This is a genomic window from Candidatus Babeliales bacterium (genome assembly GCA_035288105.1).
Taxonomy (GTDB): domain Bacteria; phylum Babelota; class Babeliae; order Babelales; family Vermiphilaceae; genus SOIL31.
Map to the genome: position 1 here is coordinate 1 of DATEAY010000013.1, position 26072 is coordinate 26072.

The window sequence follows — 26072 nt, forward strand, 5'->3', positions numbered from 1 at the left end:
ATCATTTTTAACCCAATCTTCACTTCCTTTCAATTGGGTACCCATTGGAAGGAACTGGAAATGGGTTAAGCTGACGAACGCAGGGATAAAATTAAAAATTTTAGATAATTTTGAATTTTCGGATAAGCTCTTATGGCACAATTGTTCCCATCCGCTCGCCCTGAGTACCCCTAAGGGGTGTATCGAAGGGTTAAAGAAAAAAAAGGAATCTCGATGAAAAAATTTCTCTTAACCATTACACTGCTCACCATCACAAACATAATTCCATGCGAAAATCCTAATCCCTATAGTATTAAAGTTCTGACACAAGATGAACTCAAAACACTTCTTCCATTCGTTGCACAATTACGCGTAAACATCTTTCGTAATTATCCCTATCTTTATGATGGAAACATAGCAGAAGAAATGGATAATCTAGAAAAATATGCGCAACACAATAATAGCGCTCTTGCCATTGCCTATTACAATGAAAATCCTGTTGGTTTTCTTTGTGGTTCAGATCTCATTCACTACAGCGTACACTTTGAAAACTCTGTCGCTGATCTTTTTAAAGGCGTAGATTTGAATATAGAAAACTATTATTATTGTGCCGATATCATTATTTTACCAGAACATCGCGGCAAATATTTAGCTCCACAACTTTTTGATGCAATCGAAAACTATGCTCAACAAAAAGGATATACCGCATGCTGTTTTATTACTGAACATCATGAGAATCACCCACTTAAACCTCGTGATCATAAATCTCTTGTGCCTTTATGGAATAGCCTCAATTATAAAAAGTCAGCATTAATAACGTATGCCAGTTGGCAGACACATCAAGTAGATGGTACAATAAAATTAGAACAGCATCCGTTGATTTTTTGGCTAAAAAACCTTAAATAATAAAAACATTCATGAATATAAAAGTAATCATAGGCCTGGGAAATCCAGGCACAAAATATCACAACAACAGACATAATATTGGCTTTCTAGTTCTTGACGCGTTAGCAGATAAATACAACGCATCCTGGCAAACAAAAGCCGACAAAGAAATAGCTGATGTAGAAATTAATGGTCATAAAATTACGCTCATCAAACCACAAACATTTATGAACAGTTCTGGTAAAATAATTCCTTCTTTATCAAAACAAGGAATTAAAGCAGAAAACATTCTTGTTGTACACGATGAGCTTGAAAAACCATTTGGTAAAGTAGAAACAAGAACTGGCGGTAGTCACCGTGGACATAATGGATTACGTTCAATTATGGAGGCGTGTGGTGCTGATTTTCATCGTTTGCGAGTTGGAATTGGTCGTCCAGAAAACAAAGAAGATGTGCCAAATTATGTGCTGAGTAATTTCTCTAAAACTGAAGTCGTTGAACCAATTATTGACACAGCAGTGGATATGATTGAAGCCCTGTTATAAATTATTAAAATACAAGACAACAAAAAAAGGTAGATTAAATCTACCTTTTTTTGTTGTTAACGATACTTGGTCTTGTGGAATTTTTCCTGACCTGGTTGAAAACGCTTTTGATTCTTTTGTTTTGGTTGTTTACGCGGCTTCGAACTTAATTTTGGTTTTTTTTGCTTATGAGCAAGTACAGGATTATTTCCCACATTTGCAACCATTGCAAGTAAAACTGGCATTTGCGGAACTATCTCTGCAGCACAACATGAACCCGCCCACATCACAAACAACATTATTCTCTTCATCAATATCCTTCCTATCATCCTTTTTTTTAGATTGATGTTTTTATTTTCCTTGCATCCATTGCTTAATTGCAACACCAAGTTGTGGATTATATTTTTCACCACCGCCTTGAATGCTGTTCTTTGATCCACCACCACGCAGTCCCTGTGTTTGTAGCCATGAACCAAATTGTTTCATATCAACTGCATGAGCAAATGATTGCGATACCGCAGCATAGAATGTTGTTTGATGATCAGCAGAACTGCTAATAAAATAAAATCCTGGTTTTTTTTGATCAAGTGTTGTTGCAATCATACGCATATCTTCTACCGATGCGCCAGGAATATTAACACATAAAAACGGTACATTTTTTACCATTTCAACGGATTCTAGCCACACAGGAATTTGTGAAGAAACAAGCTGTTGCCGTAGTTGTTTAATTTCGTTCTGTGCTAATCTCAGTTGTTCTTTTTGTTTGCTCACTACATCAAGTACTTCTTCGCGTTTGACTTTATAATCTTGACTCAATGTTTTTATTGCATTGAATGTTTCTTGGAATAAATCAATTGCTCCAGGACCAGTGACTGCAAAAATGCGACGATGACCTGCAGAAAGAGCCGTACTTTCAGTAATTTTGAATGTTCCAATATCGCCCGTTGCATGCACGTGTGTTCCACCACACAGTTCAACAGAAAAATCAGAAACTTGCACCATACGCACACTTTCTGGTTTATATTTTTCACCAAAAAATGCCAATGCACCCTTCTTCTGCGCATCTTTTAAACTGCAATATTCAATATTGACAGCAATGTTTTCACGAATTTTTTCATTAATCAAATCTTCAACACGTTTGATATCATCAGCAGAAAGTTGCTGATGGTATGTAAAATCAAAACGTAAATAATCAGGATGAACTAACGATCCTGACTGTTGAATTTGTTTACCAAAAATTTCAATCAACGCTGCTTGCAACAAATGAGTAGCTGTATGATTTTTCATTGCGTTTGTACGCCATGTTTTATCCACATGCGATGTTACTTCATCGCCGATAGTAATAAGAGTTGGAGCTACTATGTGTGCAGCAATAGCGTTGCCAATAAAGCGTACTTCTGTAATTGGTATCTCTATGCCATTAATGGTAAGCCACCCTTGATCTGGAACCTGTCCGCCACCGACAATAAAGAATGGTGATTGTTTTGTAATCACATAAGCAGTCTGCCCTACAGAAACACTCGTGACCAGTTGTGCATCAACAACAAGAGCTGCAACTTCAGATTGTGTTTCTAGCTCTTTGTATCCAGTAAATTCTGTTGCTACGTCTACTTCAAGCTGGGAAAGTTCATCAATAACTTTTTTTCCTGATTGATTTTGTTGCTTTTCCATTTCAGCATCAAAGCCACTCATATCAACTGAGTAGCCTTTTTCACGCACTGCAGCACCAATTAATTCAATCGGAAAGCCGTACGTATCATACAACTTAAATGCTTGTTGCCCTGTGATAATTTTGGTGTCTTTTGATTCTGTAAAATAACTATCTAAAATAATTTTGCCACGCACAAGATTGACAGAGAATTTGTCTATTTCACTTTTTAAAATAGTATAAATAAGCTCTTTATTGGTCAGAACTTCAGGATAAATATCACCAAAGTCTTGCACAACAACACGCGAAAGTTCAGGGAAAATATTTTTATCAGTTAATTTTTGTACAAACAAAGCCGCACGACGAATAATTTTACGTAAAACATATCCACGACCATCATTTGTTGGTGCGCAACCATCAGCAATAATCATTGTTGAAGAACGAATATGATCAGCAATCACATGGAAAGCTGCCTTATTTTCGGCATTTTGCTTATTATAGATAACGCCTGTAAGTTCTTCTATTTTTGCTAAAATCGGTGCAAAAAGATCAGTATTGTACACAGATTCTTTATCTTGTACCACACTGCATATTCTTTCAAGACCCATCCCAGTATCCACGCCAGTTTGTTTGAGAGGTTTAAATGAACCATCTTGCTGACGATCAAACTGCATAAATACAAGATTCCATACTTCCAAAAATCGATCACAATCACAGCCTGGCCCACAATCAGCCACATTGGCATGCCCATACTGAGGCCCACGATCAACATAGATTTCAGTACATGGTCCACACGGACCCACATCACCCATTTGCCAGAAGTTGTCTTTTGCTCCCAAGCGATAAATGCGTTCAGCGGGAACATTAATATTGGAATTCCAAATTACATACGCTTCATCGTCAGTTTCAAAGATAGAAACATACAGGGTTTCGGGGGCAAGCTTAACTTCTTTTGTTAAAAAGTCCCATGCATAGGCAATAGCATCTTTTTTAAAATAATCACCAAAAGAAAAGTTACCCATCATTTCAAAAAAAGTAAGGTGACGCTTGGTAAAACCAACATTATCTAAATCATTATGTTTACCACCGGCGCGAACACACTTTTGAATGCTCACAGCGCGATTATAGCTACGCTTTTCAAGACCAAGGAATAAATCTTTAAATTGGTTCATTCCTGCATTAGCAAAAAGAAGCGTTGGATCCTGAGCTGGAATTAATGACGAGCTAGCAACTGGTTCATGCCCATTTTTAGCAAAAAACTGTATAAACTTATTTCGAATTTCGCGTGAATTCATCTTTTTATCCCTTTATGTCACATAGCCCCATGCTCTATTTCACTTCCTACTTCGCATAAAGCTACAAAGAACGCACCGCATGGGAAACCCAACAAAGAAATATCTATGATTGTGTGGGTAAACTTTATGACGTATGTCATACCTCTTAATATACAGTATTGCAATATTTTGAGATAAGTTCAAAGGGAGATAAACCAATACTTTACTTGTTTTCCTCACAAGCGCACAAAAGCTCTACTATTTCTTTAGAAGCCCCTTTTCCAATAGCATCAGCATCATTATTGAACACGCTTCTCATCATTCTTTTTATTTGTGTAGCTCTTACACCTTTTGGACTTTTGCACAACATTTTAACAATTGGATGTTTATCAGAATCGACCAAAGACTTGACTCCCTGGTCTTCAAAGAATTTATCTATCATCAAAGCAGTCCGTAGTTCTTTTGCCTCTGCATTAAAAAATTCAGCATCTTCCGGTGTAATCGCTTCATCTCTGTGCAATGCGTTATGTGTTTCTATTAGCAGCATATAGTCGACAGCATACGTAATAAGAGAACCGATTTTTTGTTCATCGTAAATAATATTGAAATCTCGTGTAGGTTTATTCTGACGATCACACAAAGCAACATTTGCATTTCTATCCAAAAGTAGCTTCATAAGATCTGTATCATTGTGAGATACAGCCAACATCAATGGAGTTTTTTGAGTTTTTGAAAACTTAAAGTTCGGGTCAACTCCTTTATCCAATAAAGAAGCAATCGTTTTCAAAGCAGAATCATCACGGTAGGGCCTGGTCAAGAGAATCAAAATTTCGTTCCTAAACTTACCAGTTTCCATAGCAATAGGAACTTCATCCATGCCATACAAAAAATTATTGCAAAATAGGCAGACAATAGTCAATAATGTTTTTCTTCTCATATTTTTCTTCCCCATTTTTTAAATTATTTTTAATGTATCAACCTAGTATAAAAAAATGATAGACTTTTTTGTTTTTTTGCTATGCTGTAATGCAATTATTTTATCACTATAAAGGAGCTGTAATGATCGCATTAGTATTTTTATTTGTAATGTCTTTTTCATGCAATATAAACGCAGAATGGCCATATATGCCATTCGATGATGCTATGAAAAAAAATAACTTTCCTAATGTTTATGACGTAACAACACATATTGTTGGTATACCTGGAAACACCTTGTATGAATTTTTTGAAGATCTGTATGAACAATATGCACATCTTACAGCAGAAGCTGATCTTAGAATTCCTAAAATTATTCACCAAATCTGGCTAGGAAGCCCGTTACCAGAAGAATTTAGAGCGCTACAACAATCGTGGGTAGAATACCATACAAATCGCGGCTGGATGTATAAACTATGGACAGACGAAGATGTTGCACAACTCCAACTATACAATCAGCAATTTTATGATGCAACGGATAATTATGGCGTAAAATCTGATATTTTACGCTGGGAGCTGCTGTATAATTATGGCGGTGTCTACATTGATACGGATTATGAATGTTTACGCTCACTAGATGAATTGCACTACACGTACGATTTTTACACGGCACTGCAACCGCTTGACACATTATTCGTACAACTTGGCGCTGCACTTGTTGGTTCGCGACCAGGACACCCTATCTTGCAACATTGCATCGAAACAATTAAGTATGATTGGCACCACAAAGGCGCACCAAAGAAAACAGGCCCTGTACATTTTACTAAATCGTTTTATGCAGTAGCTGGAAAAAATGGAAGCAAAGATATAGCGTTTCCTGCATTTTATTTTTACCCACTTGGTTGCTCCGAAACAATAGACAATAGAGTTACGTGGGTACATCGAGGAGCTTTTGCAGTACACTGGTGGGCAAAAAGCTGGATGCCAAAACAGTATCGCCCTGCTTTATCTAGAAATATAGATAACAAATTTTCAGCGAACAGTTGGAATGATTAAAATAACCCCATGTTTTAACCCATTTTCAATTCTTTCCAATGGGTACCCAATACGGAACGAAGTGAGGATCGGGTCAAGAGACTCCGTTATAGAATCTTCTGCCCTTCCCCCGCTCGACCTGAGTGTTTTTGTCCTCAAAAATGTGCGGAAAGGGGTAGTTCAATGTTGGATTAAGGCACCTTTATTTGTTAGAGATAGACTCTAAACAATAAAATAAAAGAAGGCTCTCTGGAAAACCAGAGAGCCTTCTTTTATTTTAATACTATCTTAATGATCCCTTTTGCCCGGAAACCTACTTGATGGTACACGTTTACGAAGATGTATTGGAACAAGTTTACGAAGATATTCATTGCGTTTTTTACACAAATATGACTGTCCAATTGCATCACATGCATAGCCAAGTTGTTTGAGTGTTTCCGGGTTAACAATATTACGTGCATCCACAATGATAGCATTGCGCATTACTTTTTTGAGCCGCACAAAATCAATTTGTTTAATCTCATCCCAATCGGTCATAATAACAACAGCATCAGCAGTTGTTGCCGCTTCATATGGCGATGTACAGTACATTAATCCTGGAAAAATTTTACTCATATTGTTCATTGCAATTGGATCATACGCTCTGACAATTGCTCCCTGTTCTAGCAACAATTCAATTGTTTTAATTGAAGGAGAATAACGAACATCATCAGTATTTGCTTTAAAAGCAAGACCCAACACAGCAATTGTTTTTCCTGCAAGATCTTCATGTAATTCTCTTTGTACAAGTGCTTGCAATTTTTCAACCGGCTTGCCCTGCTGCACCACATTTGCATCTAATGCTGCTTGAACAGTATGAAACGGCAAGTTATGTTCACGAGCAATATACACTATAGCTTGCGAATCTTTTGGAAAACATGATCCGCCAAAACCAGGGCCCGGATTAAGAAATGCAGGACTAATACGATGATCTAGCCCCATTGCATATGCAACTGTTTTTACATCGGCATCGGTTGCATCGCAAAGATTAGCAACTTCATTTATATAACTTATTTTTACTGATAAAAATGCATTTGAGGCATATTTAATCATTTCCGCAGTTTGCACATCAGTCAAGACGTAAGGAGTCCCACCAGTAATTAATGTCTCGTATATTTCACACAATGCAATAAGTGCACTGTCCGAATCAGTTCCAATAATTAGACGATCTGGGTAGAGAAAATCATTAACAGCAAGACCCTCACGCAAAAATTCAGGATTTGAAACAATGCTAAACAAACTTGGATCTATGCCATAATTTTCTTCCAATTGTGCTCGTATTTTTTTTCCTGTTCCTACTGGTACCGTACTTTTAGTGACAATAATTTTGTATGAATTAAGACTATCAGCAATTGTTTTAATAACTGCATTAATGTAAGAAAGATCGGCATTTCCATCTTCTCCCATAGGTGTTCCAACCGCAATAAATATAATATCTCCCATTTCAATTGCCTGGGAAACATCATCAGTGAACATTAATCTTCCTGCCTCAACATTTCGTTCTACAAGGTCTTCAAGTCCCAGTTCATAAATTGGCATAATATAGTCGCGTAATAATTCTATTTTTTTTGTATCAACATCCGTACAAATTACTGAATTACCAATTTCAGCAAGGCAAGCACCTGAAACAAGGCCCACATATCCTGTACCAACTATAGTTATCACCTTGTCGCTTTGTGCAGAAAGAAATAATGGCGGTAACAATAATAATCCAAGAAAAAAATTCCTACGAATAATTGATGAAAACATGAAAGACTCCTTTTTTACAAATCCTCATTACAACACCAGTGCATCTTCATTATTGTATTGTATAAGTTGTTTTATAATATCAGCAACCATTTATCTATATATTGCTACTATTGGACTGCAATTAATAAATTTTTTTGTAGAATTTGTTGCTGTTTTTTTGTAATTTATCAACAATATCGTTATAAAAAAAGGAAAACGTAATGAACTTAAGAGTAATAGCTGCATTTTTTTTATGCATTGGACAATTGATCAGTGGAGCTCCTTTAAAAGAAAACTCCATCGAACGACCAATTGTAGTTGTTGTTTGCTCATATAACAATGACAAATGGTCCGAAAACACTCTTAATTCAATTTTTTCTCAGGAATATAACAACTTTAGAGTTATTATAGTTGATGACTGTTCAACAGATAACAATGCTGAAGTGATTCAAAAGTATATAGATGACCACAATCTTACCAACCGCATTACCTTTATTAAAAACGAAGTACGTCATCGTAAATTATTTAATCTGTATCGAACACTTTATGATTGCAACGATGATGAGATCGTCTTTATGGTTGATGGAGATGATTCAATAGCTCATTCAGAAGTTCTTGCATATATCAACAGTGTCTATGAAGATGAGAATGTATGGTTTACCTATGGTCAATATCGCAACGTTCCTGCTTCTCAAGCAATTCAATGGGGACACAAAGAAATGGGCTATTGTCGCGCTATCCCCAAACACATTCAACGAAAACAAGCATATCGTTACTACAGTTTTGTTTATATGCATCCACGATCATTTAAGGCATGGCTCTTTAAACTTGTCAAGTTGGAAGATTTAATAGCAGATACCATAGACGGCTTTGAAGGAGATTTTTATCCTGCAAGCAATGATGTTGCTATGTATTTTCCCATGGTTGAAATGGCGCACACTCATATCAAATTTATTCCTGAAGTTTTGTACATAAGAAATTTATATTCAGAAATTGTTGGTTTTAAGGTTGATCGACGTATCCAGACAGCTTCAGCACGAGAAATTAGAAAAAAAAATTGTTATTCTGTCTTATTTCAACCAAAAAAAAATAGATTCGCCAACTTAGAAAACGCAGCTGCTGATGTATTTCTTTTGTGTCGATCCAATCTCACTGAAATAGAAACCATTTTAAAAGAAATTCAAAGCAAAGCTACCGGAATAGGTACTGTATATGTCTTCTTTAATGGTACAACAGAAAACAAAAAAATCTGCCGCTTTATAAAAAAACAATTTCTTAATGTTACCTTTGTTCCTTACGAACCTAACGGCAGTAAGAGTCTAAAAAATCGTCTTCTGGATTATTTAAGCGTTGCTAAAAATGATCATATTTTTGTAACAACGGATGCTTGTTCCATAGTAGAAAATATAACATTTTCTGATTACATATTCTGGCTTGAAAAAACATATGCCTATCGATTTTATCTCAACAGACATGCATCACATCAAGGGACACCAAGATTTATCCCTCTTACCGACACAATATGTGCGTGGAAAATTTCTCAGGGTTTAGACAGGTGGAGAGGAATATCAATTGGAGAAGACTCCTTCATCTGCCGTAAAGCAACTCTCTACCAAGAGGCTAAAAGGTTAGATTTTAACAACATTTATACCTTTTTAAAAGCAATTCACCTCATCCCAACACTGCCAGCACGTGTAGGATTGTTTCCAAAAGATGAAATCGTTAAGGCTGTCTTTTAGATAGCCCTTTTGTTGTGCGCACTGTTCTCGCAACATATTTAAGTTGTTTTATTTTGTTGCTGATTCCAGGAGTCCAATTAGCGTGATGCATCTTAATATCCTCTGGTATTGGTAGGTACATTCCAGGACGCCATTCATAACCAGTGAGCGTTCCTCCCCCAAAAAAACTATCTGGTAAATAGTCCCACACTAATCCATAAGGATTTCTTTTGCTCTTTTTTTTGATGCATTGGTTAAATGAATTTTGATCACTGTTAGATGATTTTTTTTGCATTGTTTTTTTGACATCTTTCCACAATCGTAACGTTTTTTCATTACCACGACATGCAAAAAAACCGGTACATAAAACGCCACTCGGATTATTCCTTTGCATGATAATATCCTTGCCTTCCATCAATGCAAGAATAGTGTCTTGAATAGGCGCAAAAAATTGAATATCAACATCTGAAAAAATAAAAATTTTACCCCAATTTTCTTCGATTGCACGAATAATAAGGTCAACCTTACGCATTGTTGTTTTTGTCCACCCTTCATTCATAAATTTTGCTGTAGCACATGTTTGCTCACAAAACTCAAGAACAATGTCAAAGTCATCTTGTATAGACGGTAAAAAATATTCATCTTTCAGTACTTCATGCGACGGTGTGTATAAGGCATATAACTTTATTTTTTCATGAGAAAAAGATTCCGTTATGTAACAAAGTAAAGCAATACAAGAAAAAACATATAATTTTTTCACCATAACTCCTTTTTTTGTGATTGCGTTTTTTTATCTTGATTACTACTTTAACACTAAGAAGACAAAAAAATAGTTCCCAAAAAAAAGGACGTTTATGAAAAATATTTTTTTATTGTGCATGGCAACAACAATCATCCAGATAACTCTATTACTGCCTACGTTTTCTGCTTCAGCTTCTTCCGATGGGCACCCACTACAGAATGAAGTGAGTATTGGGTTAGAAGAATCAGAGCACTCTCAATCGGACTTCGCTGAAACTTCATTGGATGCAATTCCCAGCTTTAGCGACGACGAACAAGTTCAGAATGATCGCCAAGAGCAGTCTATTAAAAATAAACCCTGCGCCATCACATGGCAACCAAACGGTGGACGGTTTGGTGACGATTTAGCATCTTATTGCAGAACAAAATGGCTCTCACGCGAGCTTGATATTCCACTCCTTTGCTTGCCATTTCCTTATTCTGACCAGTTGATGTTGCATGAAAATGAAGAATTGTGCACAGCAGAATGTCGACAACAATTTTCCAAAATTGTACAACTCATAAAAAAACCTCCGTACGTATTATCAAAAAATAACAACACTCTCTACATTTGCCGCTGGAAAACTGAAGTTACGATTGATTGGTTTGATCAAAGCTTTTTAATAGAGCTGAAAAAAAACATTACTCCTCGCTATGAAATACAAAAAATTGAAATTCCTGCTGAAGTCGTATCAATTGCGGCACACGTGCGAAATGGTGGAACTTTTGCCGCTGATACTCCCGAAGAAAAAGAACGTTGTCCATTACGGTTTGTTCCCGAAGAATTTTTTATTGATCAAATAGAACGCCTTGCTGCAATGTTTCCTGCAGACAACCTGTATGTATATATATTTACAGATCATCCAGAACCAGCGAAATTAGCAAAAAAATTCACACGAGCACTCAACGACCCTCGCATTACGTTCGATTATAGAAAAGAAGACAACAGTCACAAGGCAAATGTTCTGGAAGATTTTTTTTCTATGATGGATTTTGATTGTCTTATTCGTCCGGGATCAAATTTTACGCGTTTTGTTCAACGACTCGGTAATAATAAAGTTGTTATTTACCCAGAAAGCGTCAAAGAAATTGCTCCAGGAAAAAAAGTTATTGATACCATAAAAGTTAAAACACGAACCGATAGTGATGAAAGATGGAAAACACAAAATATAACAATTGCTTAAATTTATTTTCTCACAAACAACGCATTACCAAAAAATGATGTGTTTGTATCTTCAAAATCACGCCCAATATGATCAAACCCATGATTGGTCATCCATGCAACAATATCCTCATACAGTGGTTGACCTTCATAACTTTCAATAAATGATACCTCTGCTAAAATAATAGTAATGTTTTTGATCATTATTGGTGCAGCTTGAAGTATCGCAAGCTCATGACCTTGTGTATCAAGCCACATAAGATCAATTGTTTGTATTGCATTCTCGTTCGCCCATGTATCCAGGGTAACGGTTTGCACCATTGTTGTTCGAGGAAATATTAGTGGGGATTTTGACAATCGTTGTTTTGGTTTACGTAGCGATCCAGCTTGTGATGCAACTCCCGGACGAGTAGAGCGTTCTGAAACATAAAAAAGTTCAGTTCCATTGTTACTGCTCAATGCCAACCGATAATAATGAACATTATTTAATTCGGTTGTATTTGTAACTAATCGATCATAAATTTCTGGCAATGGTTCAAATGCATGAATTGTCGCGTTTGGCCATTGTTTTGCCATTTTTTTAGTATCATTACCATCAAATGCACCAGCTTCAACAATAACCGGATTATCAGGCAAAAATTGCTTTACTATGTCTATGGTTTTATGCGAATTAAATATAATCATCTATTGCTAACTTCGTTTTGATGGTACAATGAATTTCATAAATAGTTCGTTTCCTTCGACAGGCTCAGGACGAACGGAGATAAAACTAAACTCCATCAAAACAACTCGGTACTTCTTTATATTAATAAAATTCAAGTCCCGTTCGTCCTGAGCCTGTCGAAGGAAACGAACTTAAAATTATTTATATTATAAGTAGTATACCATGAAAATAAGTATTATTATTCCCGCATATAACGAAGAAGAGCGCATTGAAAGAACAATGCGCGCATACCATCACTTTTTTACAGAAAAACAACAACAAATCAATCTGTTTTTTGAGCTTGTCATCGTACTCAATGGTTGCAAAGATAACACCATCGGCGTTGTACAAGCAGTACGCAATGATCTGCCAGAAAACACCATTGTTATCATCAATATGCAACAAGCCGGAAAAGGTTTAGCTATCAAAGCAGGCTTTGTCGACACTTTAATCAGAGACAATGATTTAATCGGATTTGTTGATGCAGATATGGCAACTGCTCCGCAAGCATTTTACGACCTTGTAGCAAACATTGCAGATGTTGACGGTGTCATTGCAAGTCGCTATATGCCTGGTGCACACATAACTCCAGAACGCCCCGCATACAAACGCTGGGGCAGTCGTATTATTTATGAACCATACGTATGGTTACTGTTTGGATTAACATATTATGATCTGCAATGTGGTGCAAAATTATTCAAAAGGGCGGTTATAGAACGCATAACGCCACAACTGACCGTTACGCAATGGGCATTTGATGCAGAACTGCTTTATTTATGCAAAAAAGCTGGCTTTACCATTAAAGAAATACCAACCGTGTGGCACGATCAAGCTGATAGTAAATTAACACTACGAGGTGGAATGCGCATGTTCAGTGCACTATTTAAAGTGTGGCGTCAACATCGTTTTTAGACGTAAGGCCTTTAAAGATGGCTGCCTCTGAACTAAATTCATTACAAATTTATCGGAAACTGCGCACATAAGTTTCGTGCTTTAACTTTTATCGCACTCAAAACTACATCGTTATCATGATGCTTAATTACATCGTCAATCAAATGTACTATTTCTTTCATCTGTTGTTCTTGCATACCACGTGTTGTTACAGCAGGGCTACCAACACGAATACCACTTGTTTCCCATGGTTTTCTTGTATCAAACGGAATACAGCTACGCGTTATATTTATTCCTGCTTTTTCAAGCGCGTTATCAGCTTTTAATCCACTGATATTTTTTGCAGTTAAATCAACAATAAATAAATGATTATCTGTACCACCTGCAACAATACGATATCCGAGCGAAATAAATTCATTCGCTATTGCGCGAGCATTGTTAATAATTTGTTGCTGATACTCCACAAACGATGGTTGGAGCGCTTCGTGGAACGCAACTGCTTTTGCTGCAATAGTATTCATTAATGGGCCACCTTGCATACCCGGCATAATTGCACGATCAATTTTCAACGCATGTTCAGCAGAACTCATAATCAATCCACCGCGTGGACCACGCAATGTTTTGTGCGTTGTACTTGTTACAAAATCGGCACAATCAATAGGACTTGGATGTAATCCTGTTGCCACCAGACCGGCAATATGCGCAATGTCTGCAAGCAGCAGGGCGTTAACACTTTTTGCAATCTGCGACAGTTTTTCAAAATCTATGATGCGCGAATACGCTGATGCACCACAAATAATTAATTTTGGTTTGTGTTGCTGCGCCAATCGTTCAATTTCATCATAATCAAGACATTCAGTTTCGCGGTTTACTGTGTATTGTACACTGTTGAATAATGTACCAGAAAAGTTTACTCCATGCCCATGCGTCAAATGGCCACCAGAACTTAAACTCATACCCAAAATGGTATCACCTGGCTGCAACAATGAAAAATAAACCGCCATATTTGCTTGTGAACCAGAATGTGGTTGCACATTGGCATGCTGCGCATTAAAAAGTTTTTTACAACGCTCTATTGCCAAAACTTCCGCCTCATCAACCTGCACACAACCAGGATAGTACCGTTTGCCAGGATAACCTTCAGCATATTTATTGGTCAGTACTGACCCTGTCGCAGCCATCACTGCCGATGAAACATAATTTTCTGAAGCAATAAGATTAATTGTCTCTTCTTGACGCTGTTTTTCCCGTTCAATAATGTTAAAAATTTCTCGATCAGGACTATTTACATTCATAGCATATCCCATAGGTCTAGTACGTGAATTGATAGTAGGCACATCCATGTTATATTCCAAGCATAAAAGGGTTAGGCTTTTAGACTACCACCGAGCCGATATTGCATCAAATAGTTTATTTTTAACCTATTATAGCCCTACAGCGGTGCCATTTGCCTTTTTTACAGCCTTTTTTTATACTGATAGATAGGACCTCTTATATGGGGTCCTTATAGCCCATATTCCGATTCTCTCCATACGGGCACCCAATTGGAATGAAGTGAAGATTGGGTTAAAAACATGGAATTAAACTAATCCGTCAACCATGAAGGAAATGCTGTGATTGCTACGACAGATTTTAAAAAAGGCATGAAAATTCTTTATAACAACGCCCCATACATGATTTTGGACTATCACCATGTAAAACCAGGAAAAGGCGGCGCTTTTGTTAAAACAAAAATGAGAAATATGATAACCGGGCTTATCTGGGAAGATACCTTCCGTTCCGGTGAAAAATTCGATCAACCAGACCTTGAATACAACGATATGCAGTTTCTTTATGCTGATGGTGGCCTCTATCACTTTATGGATCAAAAAACCTTTGATCAAGTTTCATTCAATAAAGAACAAATTGAAGAAGTGCTCGATTTTCTTAAAGAACAAGAAGTATATACCGTGCTTAATTTTGAAGGCAAACCAATAACGGTGACTGCTCCTATGTTCATGGAAATAGCAGTTAAAGAAACAATGCCAGGAGTCAGAGGCGATACCGCTCAAGGTGGCGCAACAAAACCGGCAACTTTAGAATCTGGCCTTGTGATTCAGGTTCCTTTGTTTGTGAATGAAGGCGATATGATCAAAATAGATACACGCGATAAATCGTATATGGAACGAGTTAAAAAATAATTATAACTATCCTGTTTTTCTCCATTACTCTTGCGCGGTGTCCCCGTGTGAAATGAAATGGAGTATGGGGTCAAGGGACTTTGATTATGTGCTCACTCTTTTCATCTTCAGAAGAAATTACTAAACAAGACAGCGAACAACAAGCTCCCAAATCATACGATGATTTGTCACGGCGTGATGTTCGTTCTCTTGTTTTCCATTTTTTATATGCAGCAGAAGCTTTTAATTATGAAGAATCTGTAGAATCTATCATAGACAGCTTTAATCGTGGATTTGATCTCAATATTCCCTTAGATGGAGAACTCGCTAACATTGTGAATGCAATTGTTACTGCACGCGATGAGCTTGAAAAAACCTACGAACCGTATTTAGCAAACTGGCGTTCTGAACGAGTAAGTGTTTGCACCAAACTTATTTTATTGTTCGCAATTTGGGAACTTAAAAATACCGAAACTGATGCTCGCATTATTATTAATGAAGCGATTGAACTCGCAAAATGCTTCGCCGAGGAAGACGCTTACAGATTTGTTAACGGGATATTGGATCCAGTTTCTAAAGAATTCCGTAAAGAATCAAGTATCAGTACTGAAAGTTGACGATCTCTTTCCAATAATGCAGTTCTATTGACATCAAAAACATATTCTGGAGCCTTGTCGCTAGCAAAATATACTATGCTTGGCTCCGATATATATCCTACAATACCCTGATCTTGTAAATGCTGTTTAAAGTGCTGATGCAGATAAGGCAGCCATTTGCCAATAAGCGTATGATGCAACCCGGCATGATCAGGCTCTTTTCCATTAATATAAACTCGTAAATTTGCTATGCGTTTGTGCTCAGGATATTCACGCAACGATACACCAAAAACAGTTTGTATAATATCTTCAAATGAAAACAAATTATACAAATAATGTATAGTGTTCATGTTCGGAAAATAGTTGCTCATAATTGGAGTTCCCAGAGTGAATAATGCACGAATATGATGCTTGTTGTCTTCTTCTTGCGTCAACATATGAGACGCGAGCGTTGCAACATTACCACCATGGCTATGCGCTACTAAATAAATGGCAACAGAAGGGTGATACGTTCTAATAAGTTTTACAAGGCTCTGCGCTGCTTTTACGCGCGCATCATGGCCAGCTCCACCACTCCAGCGGAACGAAACAACCGCACTATTTTTTTTGCAAACGGTTTCTTCAAGCGCATCAAAAAAATCGCCTTTGGGCACATACCAACTACAATCTGCTCCCCATGTTCCATGGATAAGGATAAAAACTGATTGCGCTTGAGCTACAAAAACTGTTGATATAATACAAAAAATACTGATGATTTTCTTGATAGTACGCATATACCAATTCTTTATTAAAAACCTATTCTTCTTAATATAAATTATGACTATTTCTAGTCAACTTATTATAAAGTTAAGACTTTTTTTGAAGGTTCTTACACACACCTTTTTCTAGAAAATATTTTTGCAATGGTGTTTGTGAAACAACCTCGCTCTGTCTAACTGTACTGTTTTTTTCCACTTTGGGTTTAAGAGCATAAATCCAATATGGTTTAAGATTCGTATTTTCTTGTTTTTTTAGCATGCCATGCACAATAATATGCGTTCCTTGTTTGTTAAAATCAGCCGCAAGAACCGTATCAATATGACCAGGAACATGATCTATTTTTTGTAATTGGCTGCCAATCTTATTTATTTTTAAAGTATGTATAATTTTATTTTTCTTATGTTTACCGAGTGTATCTTTAATGGGTCTTGTTTCAACAGTTGCAAACATTTTTGCAACTCGAGAAACTGCTACCGCACTATAACTAGCTGACTCAAGTTCAACCTCATACAATATTTTACGTTCATCTTTATCTGTTGTTAAATCAAAAAGAGTAAGCTTTGCTCTTGGTTCTTTGTAAAATTTTCGTATTAAGACAAACTTGCTATAGTCACAACAAAAGGCAGGATTATAGTGCATAACACCAATCAATACTGAAACATTATTGACCAAAAATGCATTAAACGGATCCCCTATATTTTTTTCTGGCGTAGTTCGCGTAATAAATTGTTTTTCTGTTTCATCTTGTCAATCACATGTCAAAAAATATGTTATCAAATTGTGTATATCGAGCGGCATTTGAGCCAAATAACAAACGTCAGGTTGATCCATAGCATGTACTTGCAATGTTCCAATGATACTGAGAAGCATACATATTTTTTTTAACATACAAAGACTCCTGTTGTAGAAAACAAAACTTCTATTGGAGTATAATCTTTTTTAAAAATATATATGCAATAAAAAAAGATCCCCGGAATTACCCAAGGATCTTTTTTTGTCATGATATTTTTCAAATATTTTGCTTTACTCTAATTTGGATAGCGCATCTTCTATAGGCTGAGAAAAATCTTTTTTATATCCAAAATCTTCATGTTCCATGATGCCGCTTATAAGCACTATCGGAAGAATAACGGAAGAAACTGCTCTAACAGGCCAGCTTAATCTTGATCCGGTTGCAAGACAGCGATATGCAATATGAGATAATTGTTTTTGTTTTGCTGTTGCTTTAGTGAATGATGATTCGTGAAATGATCTTGGATAATTGTCATGTCCACCATCATACAATGCAGTCCAAGGATTCTGGTTAACAACATAAGCAGGAGCACCCGATTTGAGATAACAATATTTACCAAAACCATACAGCCCAGTAGATACCGGAGTTAGCAAAGCTGAACCCCCTACCATTACGACACCAGCGAGATCCATTGCATTCACAGTACCCATCGAAACAACCATCATAATAACTGATAAAAATAATGACCTTTTCATAATTGCCTCCCGTAAACAATACACTATTCTAACCTACTTTTAACATAACAAAACTATTCATATTGTCAATATTTGCACTAAAAACATACAATCGACCAACTCAGGAGCTGTTTTAATAAAAATATTGATCTAATCATCGTTTTTAATGTACAATATTTGTATAATTATTAATTCAATTACTAATCATACAAAATTTAGGGGTTAAAATGCATATAAAACGTATATTGACCGGTCAGGTTATTGAAGCTGCTTCTGAATTTCCTGTTGTTGCAATTGTTGGCCCTCGCCAATCTGGCAAAACAACCCTTGTCCAAACTGTATTTTCTGAACATAAATACATATCGCTAGAAGATTTCGATATTCGGGCACTCGCCAAAACTGATCCTCGCGCTTTTTTAACTAACTACCCAACCGCAAATGGCATAATTTTAGATGAAATACAACATGCTCCAGAATTGCTATCGTACATGCAAACTATAGTTGATCGCGAAAAAAAGAACGGTTTTTTTATTGTCACAGGTTCACAAAATTTTTTGGTTGACGAAGCAATAACACAAACTCTCGCAGGAAGAATGGCTGTGTTAACACTTTTACCATTATCACTCAGTGAACTTGAAGCAGCTGCCCTATTACCTGAAAAAGCGGAAACTCTTATATACAAAGGCTTCTACCCCAAAGCTCATGCCGAAAATATTTCTGTTGAACGTTTATATAGCAACTATCTTCGCTTGTACGTGGAACGTGATGTCCGACAAATTACCAATGTTTCTGATTTAAATACCTTCCAGAAATTTATGCGATTATGCGCAGGACGCACTGGTCAGATTTTAAACTTAACCTCTTTAGGCAATGACTGTGGAGTAAATTACAATACTGCAAAAGCATGGATTTCATTGCTAGAAGCAAGCTATGTTCTTTTCTTATTACACCCTTACTATAAAAACTTTGGAAAACGACTCATCAAAGCGCCAAAGCTCTATTTTATTGATACGGGCATTGCATGTTCACTATTAAAAATACGCTCTGTTCAAGAATTATCTGACCACTATTTACGTGGCAGCCTTGTTGAATCAATGATTATTGCGGACCTATTAAAACAACAATACAATCTCGAACAACAGCCGAGTTTATATTTTTGGCGAGATGTTAGTGGTCACGAACTCGATTGCATTATTGATGAATCGCAACATCCAATCCCAGTGGAAATTAAAGCAGGACAAACTATTGCAACTGATTTTTTTAAGGAGTTAAACTTCTGGAATAAAACAACAAATACTCCACATGCACCACAATATCTTATTTATGGCGGCAATGAGGATCAAAAATGGCCTGCAGCTCAAGTATTAAGTTGGAAGCATGCTGGCACATTAATTAAAAAAATACGCTAAGTAAAAAAAAATCCCCGGAATATCCGAGGATCTTTTTTTTAATAACTATATTACAATAATTTATTCATCATTCATGCAACAGTCATCATCATCTGAACATCTGTCTTTTGAACAATTTTCTTCTGCAGATTCATAACCAAATAAATCAGGGAAGAATAGTTCAAGTTCTTTTGTTGCAGAAGCAGAATCTGCTGATCCGTGAACTGCATTTTTCCCAATATCTGTTCCATATAATTTGCGAACAGTACCAGCATCAGCCTTAAGAGGATCTGTTGCGCCAATCAAATCGCGCCATGATGCAATAGCATTATCTTTGTGCAATGCCATAATAATCACTGGTGCTGATATAACAAACTCAACTAATTCACCAAAGAAAGGTCTTTCTCTGTGTTCACCATAAAATTCTTCTGCTAATTCTTTAGCAATAATAACTTTTTGCAAACGAACAATTTCAAAACCGTTATGTTCAATCATATCAATAATTTTACCAGTATTTTTAGCTGCAACAGCATCTGGTTTAATCATCGCATAAGTTAATTTAGTTAATTCCACAGTAGCTGCCTCTATTATTGATCTTCGTCTTTGTTGTTTTTATCAGACTTTTGCATTGCAGATTCAAGAGCAATTTGTAAAGATCCACGTACTTTTTGTTGCTGTGGTTCTTCTCTTTTCTCTTTTTTCGCTACAACTTTAGGCTGCTGTTTAGACTGAACTTGTTGTTTACCTTCAGACGCGTCCGCCGAAGCTTTAGCGAAGGAGGATTCTTTTTTAGGTTGTTGTTCAGTTTTTTTAGGCTCAACTTTTTTCGGCTCTTGTTTCTTTTCTTCAAGAAGCGTACTTAAAGCAAGCTTGCGTTCTTCTTTATTGATATTAACAATACGGAATTGCGCTTTTTGACCTACTGTGAAGAATTCTTCAGCTTTTTTACTTTGTTCCTGAGAAAGAACAGTATTATGCATAAGTCCTTCAATATTGTTTGGCAGTCTTACAAAAGCACCAAAGTTGGTTATTTTGCTAATTTCACCTTCAACAACAGAACCTACTGGATATTGTTCTGCAACTTTTTCCCATGGATCAATGCTTAATTGCTTAATACCAAGAGATATTTTCTTGCTATCTTTATCAATGCCCAAAATAACCGCTTCAACTTCTTGACCTAATTTGTAACGATCAGACGGATGTTCAATATGTTCTGTCCATGAAAGATCAGAAATATGAACTAAACCATCAATACCTGGCAACAATTGAACAAAAATACCAAAGTCAGTAATATTGCTAATTTTACCTTTAAGTGTTTGTCCTGGTTTAAACTGTTCGTTTACCGTTTCCCAAGGATTTTTACCAAGTTGCTTAACACTCAATGACATACGACGATTTTCTTTATCCAATGAAACAACAAGCACTTCAATCGCATCGCCAACTTTATACAGACGATTAAGGTCAGTAATACGATCAGTCCATGAAATTTCAGAAATATGGACAAGCCCTTCAACTTCTGGAGCAACCTCTATGAATAGACCATAATCGGTAATACTAGAAATTTTACCTTTAGTTTTGTTGCCAACCGCGATATCAGGACTAATTTGATCCCAAGGATTTGTTTGCAGTTGCTTAAGACCAAGCGATATTTTTTCGTTGTTCTTATCAAAGCTCAATACTTTCACTGCTATACTATCGCCAATGCGTACCATTTCGCTTGGATGAGCAACACGACCCCATGTCATATCGGTGATATGCAGAAGCCCGTCAACACCACCTATGTCTATAAACACACCATAGTTAGTGATATTTTTAACGATACCCTGAATAACTTGACCTTCGCTCAATGTTTCTAAGATCTTCTTGCGATCTTCTGAGCGTTGATCATGGAGATATTTACGACGTGAAATAATTACATTTCCACGTTTTTTGTTCAATTTAAGGATACATGCTTTGATTGTTTGACCAACATATTGATCAAAATCAGTAACACGTTGTAGATCAATTTGAGATCCTGGTAGAAACGCAGGAATACCGATATCAACGTTCAAGCCACCTTTAACTTTATGCGTAACCACACCTTCAGCTGGTGCACCATCTTCGAAAAGCTTAGTGACAGCATCCCATGCGCGCATTTCTTTAGCTTTTTCGTATGATAATACGATTCTGCCATCAGTATCTTCAAGTTGATCAAGAATGACTTCAATCTCATCGCCTGCATGTAACTTTTTAAGTTCATGTTCGCCAAATTCATAGCGAGGAACAAGGCCACGAGATTTATATTTGATATCAACAAGAACACCGTTGTCTTCTATTGCTACAACAGTACCCTTGATTAATTTGCCCAATTGGAATGTTTCAACAGCACCTTTATAAAGCGCATCAAGCTCCCTTTGGAGCTCATCGTTAAGTTGTAGTGCTATCGAATCTAAACCAGCTTTCATTTTAACCGTACAGAATTGTTCCGGTCTTACGAGTTCTTTTGCCATTCGGCTCATCCTAAGGTCTTTTCCCATGAAGCATGGAAAAAAGGTAAAAAGGTTAAAAATATATAATAAAAACTATCTTGCTCCTATAATACCACGATAATTACTTGTTGACAATCAGACCTACCAAAATAGAAATCAGAAAATGATTACGTAAAATTTCCTTGCTATATACTTCACTTCGCGCTCATCCTGAACTTGTTGAAGGATTAAGCGCGCTCTGATCCTTCAACAAGTTCAGGATGAGCGCGGAAGATCTTATCAAGATGGATAAAAACATGAAACACTCAAAAATAGCTGTAATTGGTGCTGGCACCGTTGGATCAACAACCGCATATGCCTTACTACTCAAGAACATAGTTGCCGAGATTATTTTAGTAGATATTGATGAAGCACGTTGCCATGGTGAAATTCTTGATCTTTCTGATGCCCTTGCATTTGATGGAGCTTCAAAAATACGATCAGGCAGCTCTAAAGATGCCTCAGAAGCTGATATTATCGTCATAGCAGCAGGAAGAGCGCAAAAGCCAGGGGAAACACGCGCAGAGCTACTGACAACAAATAAAACAATCATTACCGATATTTTCACCGCTATTAAACCAATCAACCCGCAAGCCATTGTTATTATGGTGACCAATCCTCTTGATGCACTCACTGCTCTTGCACAATCTCTATCTGGACTCCCGCGCAATCAAGTATTTGGTACGGGAACATTCTTGGATACTTTGCGCTTGCGTGGTATTATTGCCGAAAAAACGAATGTCGCTAAAAGTTCTGTACATGCGTATGTCATTGGTGAACATGGCGATTCACAATGTGTTGCATGGTCATCAGCAGAAATTGCCGGTATTTCGATTGCACAATTTGCTGGAATAGAAAAAAAAGATTTTGAGAGTATCGCACAACAAGCAAAAAACACCGCATACGAAATTATTGCATGCAAAGGATCAACACATTTTGGCATTGCTGCATGCGTAGCAGCCATATGCGAAGCAATCGTTTTTGATCAAAAATTAGTTATGCCACTTTCTACGTATATTCAAGAATATGATACTGTGTTCAGCATGCCTGCTATTTTAGGTGAAAATGGGATTGAAAGAATACTCCCAATCCCACTTGATGATCTCGAACAAAAAAAATTAACTGATTCTGCTGAGCAATTACGTCAATTAATTTAACTACACTCTTCCCGCTCGCACCGTAATCATCTTATCTGAATGTAAGATATCTTTAACTGCAGTTTTCATATCTTCAAGTGTGATTGTTTCCAAACTTGCCGCACGATTATCAAAATAATCTGCAGGTAATTTAAAGCGATCGAGAAACAAAAACGTAGCTGCGAGGGCATCATTAGATACAAAATTATTAACCAGATTATTGATTATTGTACGCTTGGCTTCTTCAAATTCCTCTTGTGTAACTGTATCCACAACAGTATCAATTAAATTTTTCAACATTTCCTCAGCCTCTTGTAATCTATCCGGCGATACAATTGCAGTTACTTGAAATACTCCTGGTTGTTTGCCAGCACCACTAACCAGAGATCCTCCAACAATATAAAATATACCTGTTTGTTCTCGCAAACTAAAAAGGCGAGATCCTCGACTAAAGTTTCCCCCACTGAATATATAATCAAATATCCGATATTTATCAAAATCAGGATGATATCTGTCTATTGATAGTTGTGCAAGGCAAATGAAAGCTTGGTCACGATTAAGTTGATGATTGACCTCGATGGTGGGTACCTTAAATAGGGGCGGATACTCTATATCTTCTACTACCGCTCCACACCAATCCCCTAGTTCTTGCGCAACTACTTCTTGTATATCGTAGTTATGTAAATCACCAACAATCACAAGATGTGCTTCTTGTGGGGAGATATATTTTTTATAAAAATCTAAAAGATCAGCCCGCGATATTGCGCCAATGGATGATGCATTACCATTCGCTTGCTTGCTGTATGGATGACCTTTATAAAGAATATTTTTCAACACCATATCTTTACAGCATGCAAGATCGTCGGAAGCTTTTTTTACATGAACCAGCAGCTGCTGTCTAACTTTCTCTAATTTATTTTCAGGAAATGTAGATTTATTGAGAATATCGTTTAGCATCCTCAATCCAAAAACCAAATCTGATTCTAGAAGATTAATCGAAATCGCTTCGGAAGAAACTATCAGAGAAATTCCATGAGCATCGAGAATGTCTATTAATTCCTGTGCCGTATATGTTTCGGTTCCCTCAACCATCATTGCCATGACAAACTTACACAGCCCTTGCTTGTCTTGGGGATCATAATAAGAATCTGCTTTAAAGTTCAAAGTAATTTTGATTCGCGGAGTTGCACCATTATGATGGTGCAATACGTTTAATCCATTAGACAATATTATCTTTTCTGCCTTAGGAAAAGCAAAGGGCTTCATTGTTTCTTGTAGATTAACTCTTTTTGCATACAAAGCAGACTCCACTTGCGTATGTCGAACACGCTGAGATAGTATTTCCTTGTCTTTTTGATCTGAAGCTTGCTGTAAAGTTAACCAATTATTTTTTTCACTTTCAGATAATGGCAACAGGTAACCTTTATGTATTACTGAAGGTCTAAAGAATTGTTCAATTATATCATGTGTGTTTTGTTTAAGCTCATGGGAGGATTGCATGGATAGAGTTGAACCATAGTTTTCATCTTTTGTTGCAAGATACATAAGACCAATGCGAGAAGCTTGTTCATTAAAATTTTCCAAGAGAGTGTAAAGCCGCATTTGAGTTTTTTGGAGAGCTCTTTTAAATTCACTGTCACTGAGTCCATTTGAAGCTAATTCGATTAATTCCGCATCAATGACATCTTCAATTTTTTCTTTATCCTTTTGATTTTTTGGATCTACCTGAATAAAAAAAATTCCATGCTCAAATAAATCACTCCAGCTTCCTGTTGTAACATTTGTTGCCAAACCATAATCATGAACAAGTTTTTTATATAGCCGTGATCCCCTGCCTTGGCCTATAATCCACTCTAAAATACTTATTTCGAAAATGTTTTTTTTACTGAGACCAGGAATAGCAAAAGCATAGATAAAAGAAGGATGTACTATATCGCGGTATAATGTTACAGATTTTGATACAATATCGAAAATACAAGAATTCTCTTTTTTTATACATGCTTCATCATGTGGTATATGTCCAAAATATTGATTAGCAAGGTCTATAACTTCATCAGTCTCTACATCACCAACAACCACCAATGTTGCATTATTTGGTTTATAATGCTTCTTATAAAATGCGTGCAAATCTTTACCGGTAATATTTATTAAATCTTTTTTATAACCAATAACAGGATAATGATAGGGGTGATCTGCAAAAATTGCCTTTTCTAATTCTATCCTAAGGGATCTACCGTAATTATCGTTATACATTTTCAATTCTTGAATAACTGCTTTCATTTCAGAATTGAGCACATCATCGCTAAATGTACAATTCGTCATGCAATCGGAAATGATTGGTAAAATATTTCTCCAATTGTGGGATGGAAGATCATAGATGTAACGAGTCCAATCAGCAGAAGTAATTCCATTACAAGTACCCGAAAGTTTGCGAACAACTGCACCATGATCCGTTTCAGAAAGTGTATGAGTACCTTTAAATACCATATGCTCAAGCAAATGAGCTATTCCTTTTTCATGGAGCAATTCATCTTTTGATCCAACATTATACCAAATTTGAACAGCAACTTTTGGTATGTCATGCTTTTCTCGAATCAAAACAGTCAGACCATTTTTTAAGGTATGCCTTATAATGGCATCACTAGCGGTAAGATATATATTGATTCCGAATAACAATGAGAAAAATAAAAAAACAGAACATGTTTTTAACATACAATTCATACTTTCTAAGAAGAAGGAATTGAAAATGATTTCAATTCCTTCAAATAATAATTAATAT

At 36.5% G+C, this 26072-nt stretch carries 24 protein-coding genes; 10 read left to right on the forward strand and 14 right to left on the reverse strand.

The window, feature by feature from the left end:
* Positions 1 to 213 precede the first annotated feature (213 nt).
* Positions 214 to 885: a GNAT family N-acetyltransferase gene (locus VJJ26_00545; protein ID HLC06649.1), complete on the forward strand. Its 672-nt coding sequence runs from the start codon at positions 214 to 216 to the stop codon at positions 883 to 885.
* Positions 886 to 896: 11 nt separating this feature from the next.
* A complete protein-coding gene (pth, locus tag VJJ26_00550) occupies positions 897 to 1409 on the forward strand; it encodes an aminoacyl-tRNA hydrolase (protein HLC06650.1) in 513 nt (170 codons plus the stop codon).
* Between the two features lie 56 nt (positions 1410 to 1465).
* On the opposite strand, the gene VJJ26_00555 is transcribed toward pth, so the two are convergent.
* The 3 genes from VJJ26_00555 to VJJ26_00565 form a co-directional block, all read right to left on the reverse strand.
* Entirely contained in the window at positions 1466 to 1699 is a 234-nt protein-coding gene (locus tag VJJ26_00555) for a hypothetical protein (GenBank protein ID HLC06651.1), read from the reverse strand.
* Positions 1700 to 1739: 40 nt separating this feature from the next.
* Entirely contained in the window at positions 1740 to 4331 is a 2592-nt protein-coding gene (gene alaS / locus VJJ26_00560; GenBank protein ID HLC06652.1) for an alanine--tRNA ligase, read from the reverse strand.
* 202 nt (positions 4332 to 4533) lie between these two features.
* On the reverse strand, positions 4534 to 5247 hold the full coding sequence (locus tag VJJ26_00565; protein ID HLC06653.1) for a hypothetical protein: 714 nt from the start codon (positions 5245 to 5247) through the stop codon (positions 4534 to 4536).
* 122 nt (positions 5248 to 5369) lie between these two features.
* Between VJJ26_00565 and VJJ26_00570 the strand changes: the two genes are divergently transcribed.
* Positions 5370 to 6281, forward strand: a complete 912-nt coding sequence (locus VJJ26_00570) for a glycosyltransferase (GenBank protein ID HLC06654.1) — start codon at positions 5370 to 5372, stop codon at positions 6279 to 6281.
* 267 nt (positions 6282 to 6548) lie between these two features.
* Here the strand turns inward: VJJ26_00570 and VJJ26_00575 are convergent, their stop codons facing one another.
* A complete protein-coding gene (locus tag VJJ26_00575; GenBank protein ID HLC06655.1) occupies positions 6549 to 8048 on the reverse strand; it encodes a UDP-glucose/GDP-mannose dehydrogenase family protein in 1500 nt (499 codons plus the stop codon).
* A 200-nt stretch (positions 8049 to 8248) separates the two neighbouring features.
* Here VJJ26_00575 and VJJ26_00580 point away from each other — a divergent pair, with 200 nt between their 5' ends.
* Complete coding sequence (locus VJJ26_00580; GenBank protein HLC06656.1) at positions 8249 to 9766, forward strand: glycosyltransferase family 2 protein; 1518 nt, start codon at positions 8249 to 8251, stop codon at positions 9764 to 9766.
* Here the strand turns inward: VJJ26_00580 and VJJ26_00585 are convergent.
* Positions 9750 to 10505, reverse strand: a complete 756-nt coding sequence (locus tag VJJ26_00585; GenBank protein HLC06657.1) for a putative nucleotide-diphospho-sugar transferase — start codon at positions 10503 to 10505, stop codon at positions 9750 to 9752. The genes VJJ26_00580 and VJJ26_00585 overlap by 17 nt on opposite strands.
* A 94-nt stretch (positions 10506 to 10599) precedes the next feature.
* Between VJJ26_00585 and VJJ26_00590 the strand changes: the two genes are divergently transcribed.
* Positions 10600 to 11709: a hypothetical protein gene (locus VJJ26_00590; GenBank protein ID HLC06658.1), complete on the forward strand. Its 1110-nt coding sequence runs from the start codon at positions 10600 to 10602 to the stop codon at positions 11707 to 11709.
* Between the two features lie 2 nt (positions 11710 to 11711).
* Here VJJ26_00590 and VJJ26_00595 read toward each other — a convergent pair whose 3' ends face one another.
* Positions 11712 to 12371 (reverse strand): FkbM family methyltransferase, encoded by a 660-nt coding sequence (locus VJJ26_00595; GenBank protein ID HLC06659.1) that lies wholly within the window; start codon positions 12369 to 12371, stop codon positions 11712 to 11714.
* A 202-nt stretch (positions 12372 to 12573) separates the two neighbouring features.
* On the opposite strand from VJJ26_00595, the gene VJJ26_00600 reads away from it, so the two are divergent.
* Positions 12574 to 13302 carry a glycosyltransferase gene (locus VJJ26_00600; protein ID HLC06660.1) on the forward strand — a complete coding sequence of 243 codons (729 nt, stop codon included), beginning with the start codon at positions 12574 to 12576 and terminating at the stop codon, positions 13300 to 13302.
* A 41-nt stretch (positions 13303 to 13343) separates the two neighbouring features.
* On the opposite strand, the gene glyA is transcribed toward VJJ26_00600, so the two are convergent.
* Positions 13344 to 14576 carry a serine hydroxymethyltransferase gene (gene glyA / locus VJJ26_00605; protein HLC06661.1) on the reverse strand — a complete coding sequence of 411 codons (1233 nt, stop codon included), beginning with the start codon at positions 14574 to 14576 and terminating at the stop codon, positions 13344 to 13346.
* 318 nt (positions 14577 to 14894) lie between these two features.
* Here glyA and efp point away from each other — a divergent pair, with 318 nt between their 5' ends.
* The gene (gene efp / locus VJJ26_00610) at positions 14895 to 15461 is read left to right on the forward strand and encodes an elongation factor P (GenBank protein ID HLC06662.1); all 567 of its coding nucleotides are present in this window, start codon (positions 14895 to 14897) and stop codon (positions 15459 to 15461) included.
* 86 nt (positions 15462 to 15547) lie between these two features.
* A complete protein-coding gene (gene nusB / locus VJJ26_00615; GenBank protein ID HLC06663.1) occupies positions 15548 to 16057 on the forward strand; it encodes a transcription antitermination factor NusB in 510 nt (169 codons plus the stop codon).
* Here the strand turns inward: nusB and VJJ26_00620 are convergent.
* From VJJ26_00620 to VJJ26_00635, 4 genes are all read right to left on the reverse strand, one after another.
* Positions 15979 to 16809 carry an alpha/beta hydrolase gene (locus VJJ26_00620; GenBank protein ID HLC06664.1) on the reverse strand — a complete coding sequence of 277 codons (831 nt, stop codon included), beginning with the start codon at positions 16807 to 16809 and terminating at the stop codon, positions 15979 to 15981. The genes nusB and VJJ26_00620 overlap by 79 nt on opposite strands.
* 73 nt (positions 16810 to 16882) lie before the next feature.
* Entirely contained in the window at positions 16883 to 17434 is a 552-nt protein-coding gene (locus VJJ26_00625) for a hypothetical protein (GenBank protein ID HLC06665.1), read from the reverse strand.
* A gap of 108 nt (positions 17435 to 17542) precedes the next feature.
* Positions 17543 to 17683, reverse strand: coding sequence for a hypothetical protein (locus VJJ26_00630; GenBank protein HLC06666.1), 141 nt, complete (start codon positions 17681 to 17683; stop codon positions 17543 to 17545).
* Between the two features lie 135 nt (positions 17684 to 17818).
* Positions 17819 to 18283: a hypothetical protein gene (locus VJJ26_00635; GenBank protein ID HLC06667.1), complete on the reverse strand. Its 465-nt coding sequence runs from the start codon at positions 18281 to 18283 to the stop codon at positions 17819 to 17821.
* Between the two features lie 206 nt (positions 18284 to 18489).
* Between VJJ26_00635 and VJJ26_00640 the strand changes: the two genes are divergently transcribed.
* Entirely contained in the window at positions 18490 to 19671 is a 1182-nt protein-coding gene (locus VJJ26_00640) for an ATP-binding protein (protein HLC06668.1), read from the forward strand.
* Between the two features lie 60 nt (positions 19672 to 19731).
* Here the strand turns inward: VJJ26_00640 and ndk are convergent, their stop codons facing one another.
* Complete coding sequence (gene ndk / locus VJJ26_00645; protein HLC06669.1) at positions 19732 to 20223, reverse strand: nucleoside-diphosphate kinase; 492 nt, start codon at positions 20221 to 20223, stop codon at positions 19732 to 19734.
* Between the two features lie 14 nt (positions 20224 to 20237).
* Positions 20238 to 22148, reverse strand: a complete 1911-nt coding sequence (locus VJJ26_00650; GenBank protein ID HLC06670.1) for a 30S ribosomal protein S1 — start codon at positions 22146 to 22148, stop codon at positions 20238 to 20240.
* Between the two features lie 266 nt (positions 22149 to 22414).
* On the opposite strand from VJJ26_00650, the gene VJJ26_00655 reads away from it, so the two are divergent.
* Positions 22415 to 23314: an L-lactate dehydrogenase gene (locus VJJ26_00655; GenBank protein ID HLC06671.1), complete on the forward strand. Its 900-nt coding sequence runs from the start codon at positions 22415 to 22417 to the stop codon at positions 23312 to 23314.
* Here VJJ26_00655 and VJJ26_00660 read toward each other — a convergent pair whose 3' ends face one another.
* Complete coding sequence (locus VJJ26_00660) at positions 23315 to 26005, reverse strand: pitrilysin family protein (GenBank protein HLC06672.1); 2691 nt, start codon at positions 26003 to 26005, stop codon at positions 23315 to 23317. It lies immediately after the preceding gene.
* Positions 26006 to 26072: the final 67 nt, after the last annotated feature.

Excerpts from the sequence above, each read along its gene's own strand:
- VJJ26_00545 (HLC06649.1), top strand. The coding sequence starts at position 214 with ATGAAAAAATTTCTCTTAACCATTACACTGCTCACCATCACAAACATA.
- pth (HLC06650.1), top strand. The coding sequence starts at position 897 with ATGAATATAAAAGTAATCATAGGCCTGGGAAATCCAGGCACAAAATAT.
- VJJ26_00555 (HLC06651.1), bottom strand. The coding sequence starts at position 1,699 with ATGAAGAGAATAATGTTGTTTGTGATGTGGGCGGGTTCATGTTGTGCT.
- alaS (HLC06652.1), bottom strand. The coding sequence starts at position 4,331 with ATGAATTCACGCGAAATTCGAAATAAGTTTATACAGTTTTTTGCTAAA.
- VJJ26_00565 (HLC06653.1), bottom strand. The coding sequence starts at position 5,247 with ATGAGAAGAAAAACATTATTGACTATTGTCTGCCTATTTTGCAATAAT.
- VJJ26_00570 (HLC06654.1), top strand. The coding sequence starts at position 5,370 with ATGATCGCATTAGTATTTTTATTTGTAATGTCTTTTTCATGCAATATA.
- VJJ26_00575 (HLC06655.1), bottom strand. The coding sequence starts at position 8,048 with ATGTTTTCATCAATTATTCGTAGGAATTTTTTTCTTGGATTATTATTG.
- VJJ26_00580 (HLC06656.1), top strand. The coding sequence starts at position 8,249 with ATGAACTTAAGAGTAATAGCTGCATTTTTTTTATGCATTGGACAATTG.
- VJJ26_00590 (HLC06658.1), top strand. The coding sequence starts at position 10,600 with ATGAAAAATATTTTTTTATTGTGCATGGCAACAACAATCATCCAGATA.
- VJJ26_00595 (HLC06659.1), bottom strand. The coding sequence starts at position 12,371 with ATGATTATATTTAATTCGCATAAAACCATAGACATAGTAAAGCAATTT.
- VJJ26_00600 (HLC06660.1), top strand. The coding sequence starts at position 12,574 with ATGAAAATAAGTATTATTATTCCCGCATATAACGAAGAAGAGCGCATT.
- glyA (HLC06661.1), bottom strand. The coding sequence starts at position 14,576 with ATGAATGTAAATAGTCCTGATCGAGAAATTTTTAACATTATTGAACGG.
- nusB (HLC06663.1), top strand. The coding sequence starts at position 15,548 with ATGTGCTCACTCTTTTCATCTTCAGAAGAAATTACTAAACAAGACAGC.
- VJJ26_00620 (HLC06664.1), bottom strand. The coding sequence starts at position 16,809 with ATGCGTACTATCAAGAAAATCATCAGTATTTTTTGTATTATATCAACA.
- VJJ26_00625 (HLC06665.1), bottom strand. The coding sequence starts at position 17,434 with ATGCACTATAATCCTGCCTTTTGTTGTGACTATAGCAAGTTTGTCTTA.
- VJJ26_00630 (HLC06666.1), bottom strand. The coding sequence starts at position 17,683 with ATGTTAAAAAAAATATGTATGCTTCTCAGTATCATTGGAACATTGCAA.
- VJJ26_00635 (HLC06667.1), bottom strand. The coding sequence starts at position 18,283 with ATGAAAAGGTCATTATTTTTATCAGTTATTATGATGGTTGTTTCGATG.
- VJJ26_00640 (HLC06668.1), top strand. The coding sequence starts at position 18,490 with ATGCATATAAAACGTATATTGACCGGTCAGGTTATTGAAGCTGCTTCT.
- VJJ26_00650 (HLC06670.1), bottom strand. The coding sequence starts at position 22,148 with ATGAGCCGAATGGCAAAAGAACTCGTAAGACCGGAACAATTCTGTACG.
- VJJ26_00655 (HLC06671.1), top strand. The coding sequence starts at position 22,415 with ATGAAACACTCAAAAATAGCTGTAATTGGTGCTGGCACCGTTGGATCA.
- VJJ26_00660 (HLC06672.1), bottom strand. The coding sequence starts at position 26,005 with ATGTTAAAAACATGTTCTGTTTTTTTATTTTTCTCATTGTTATTCGGA.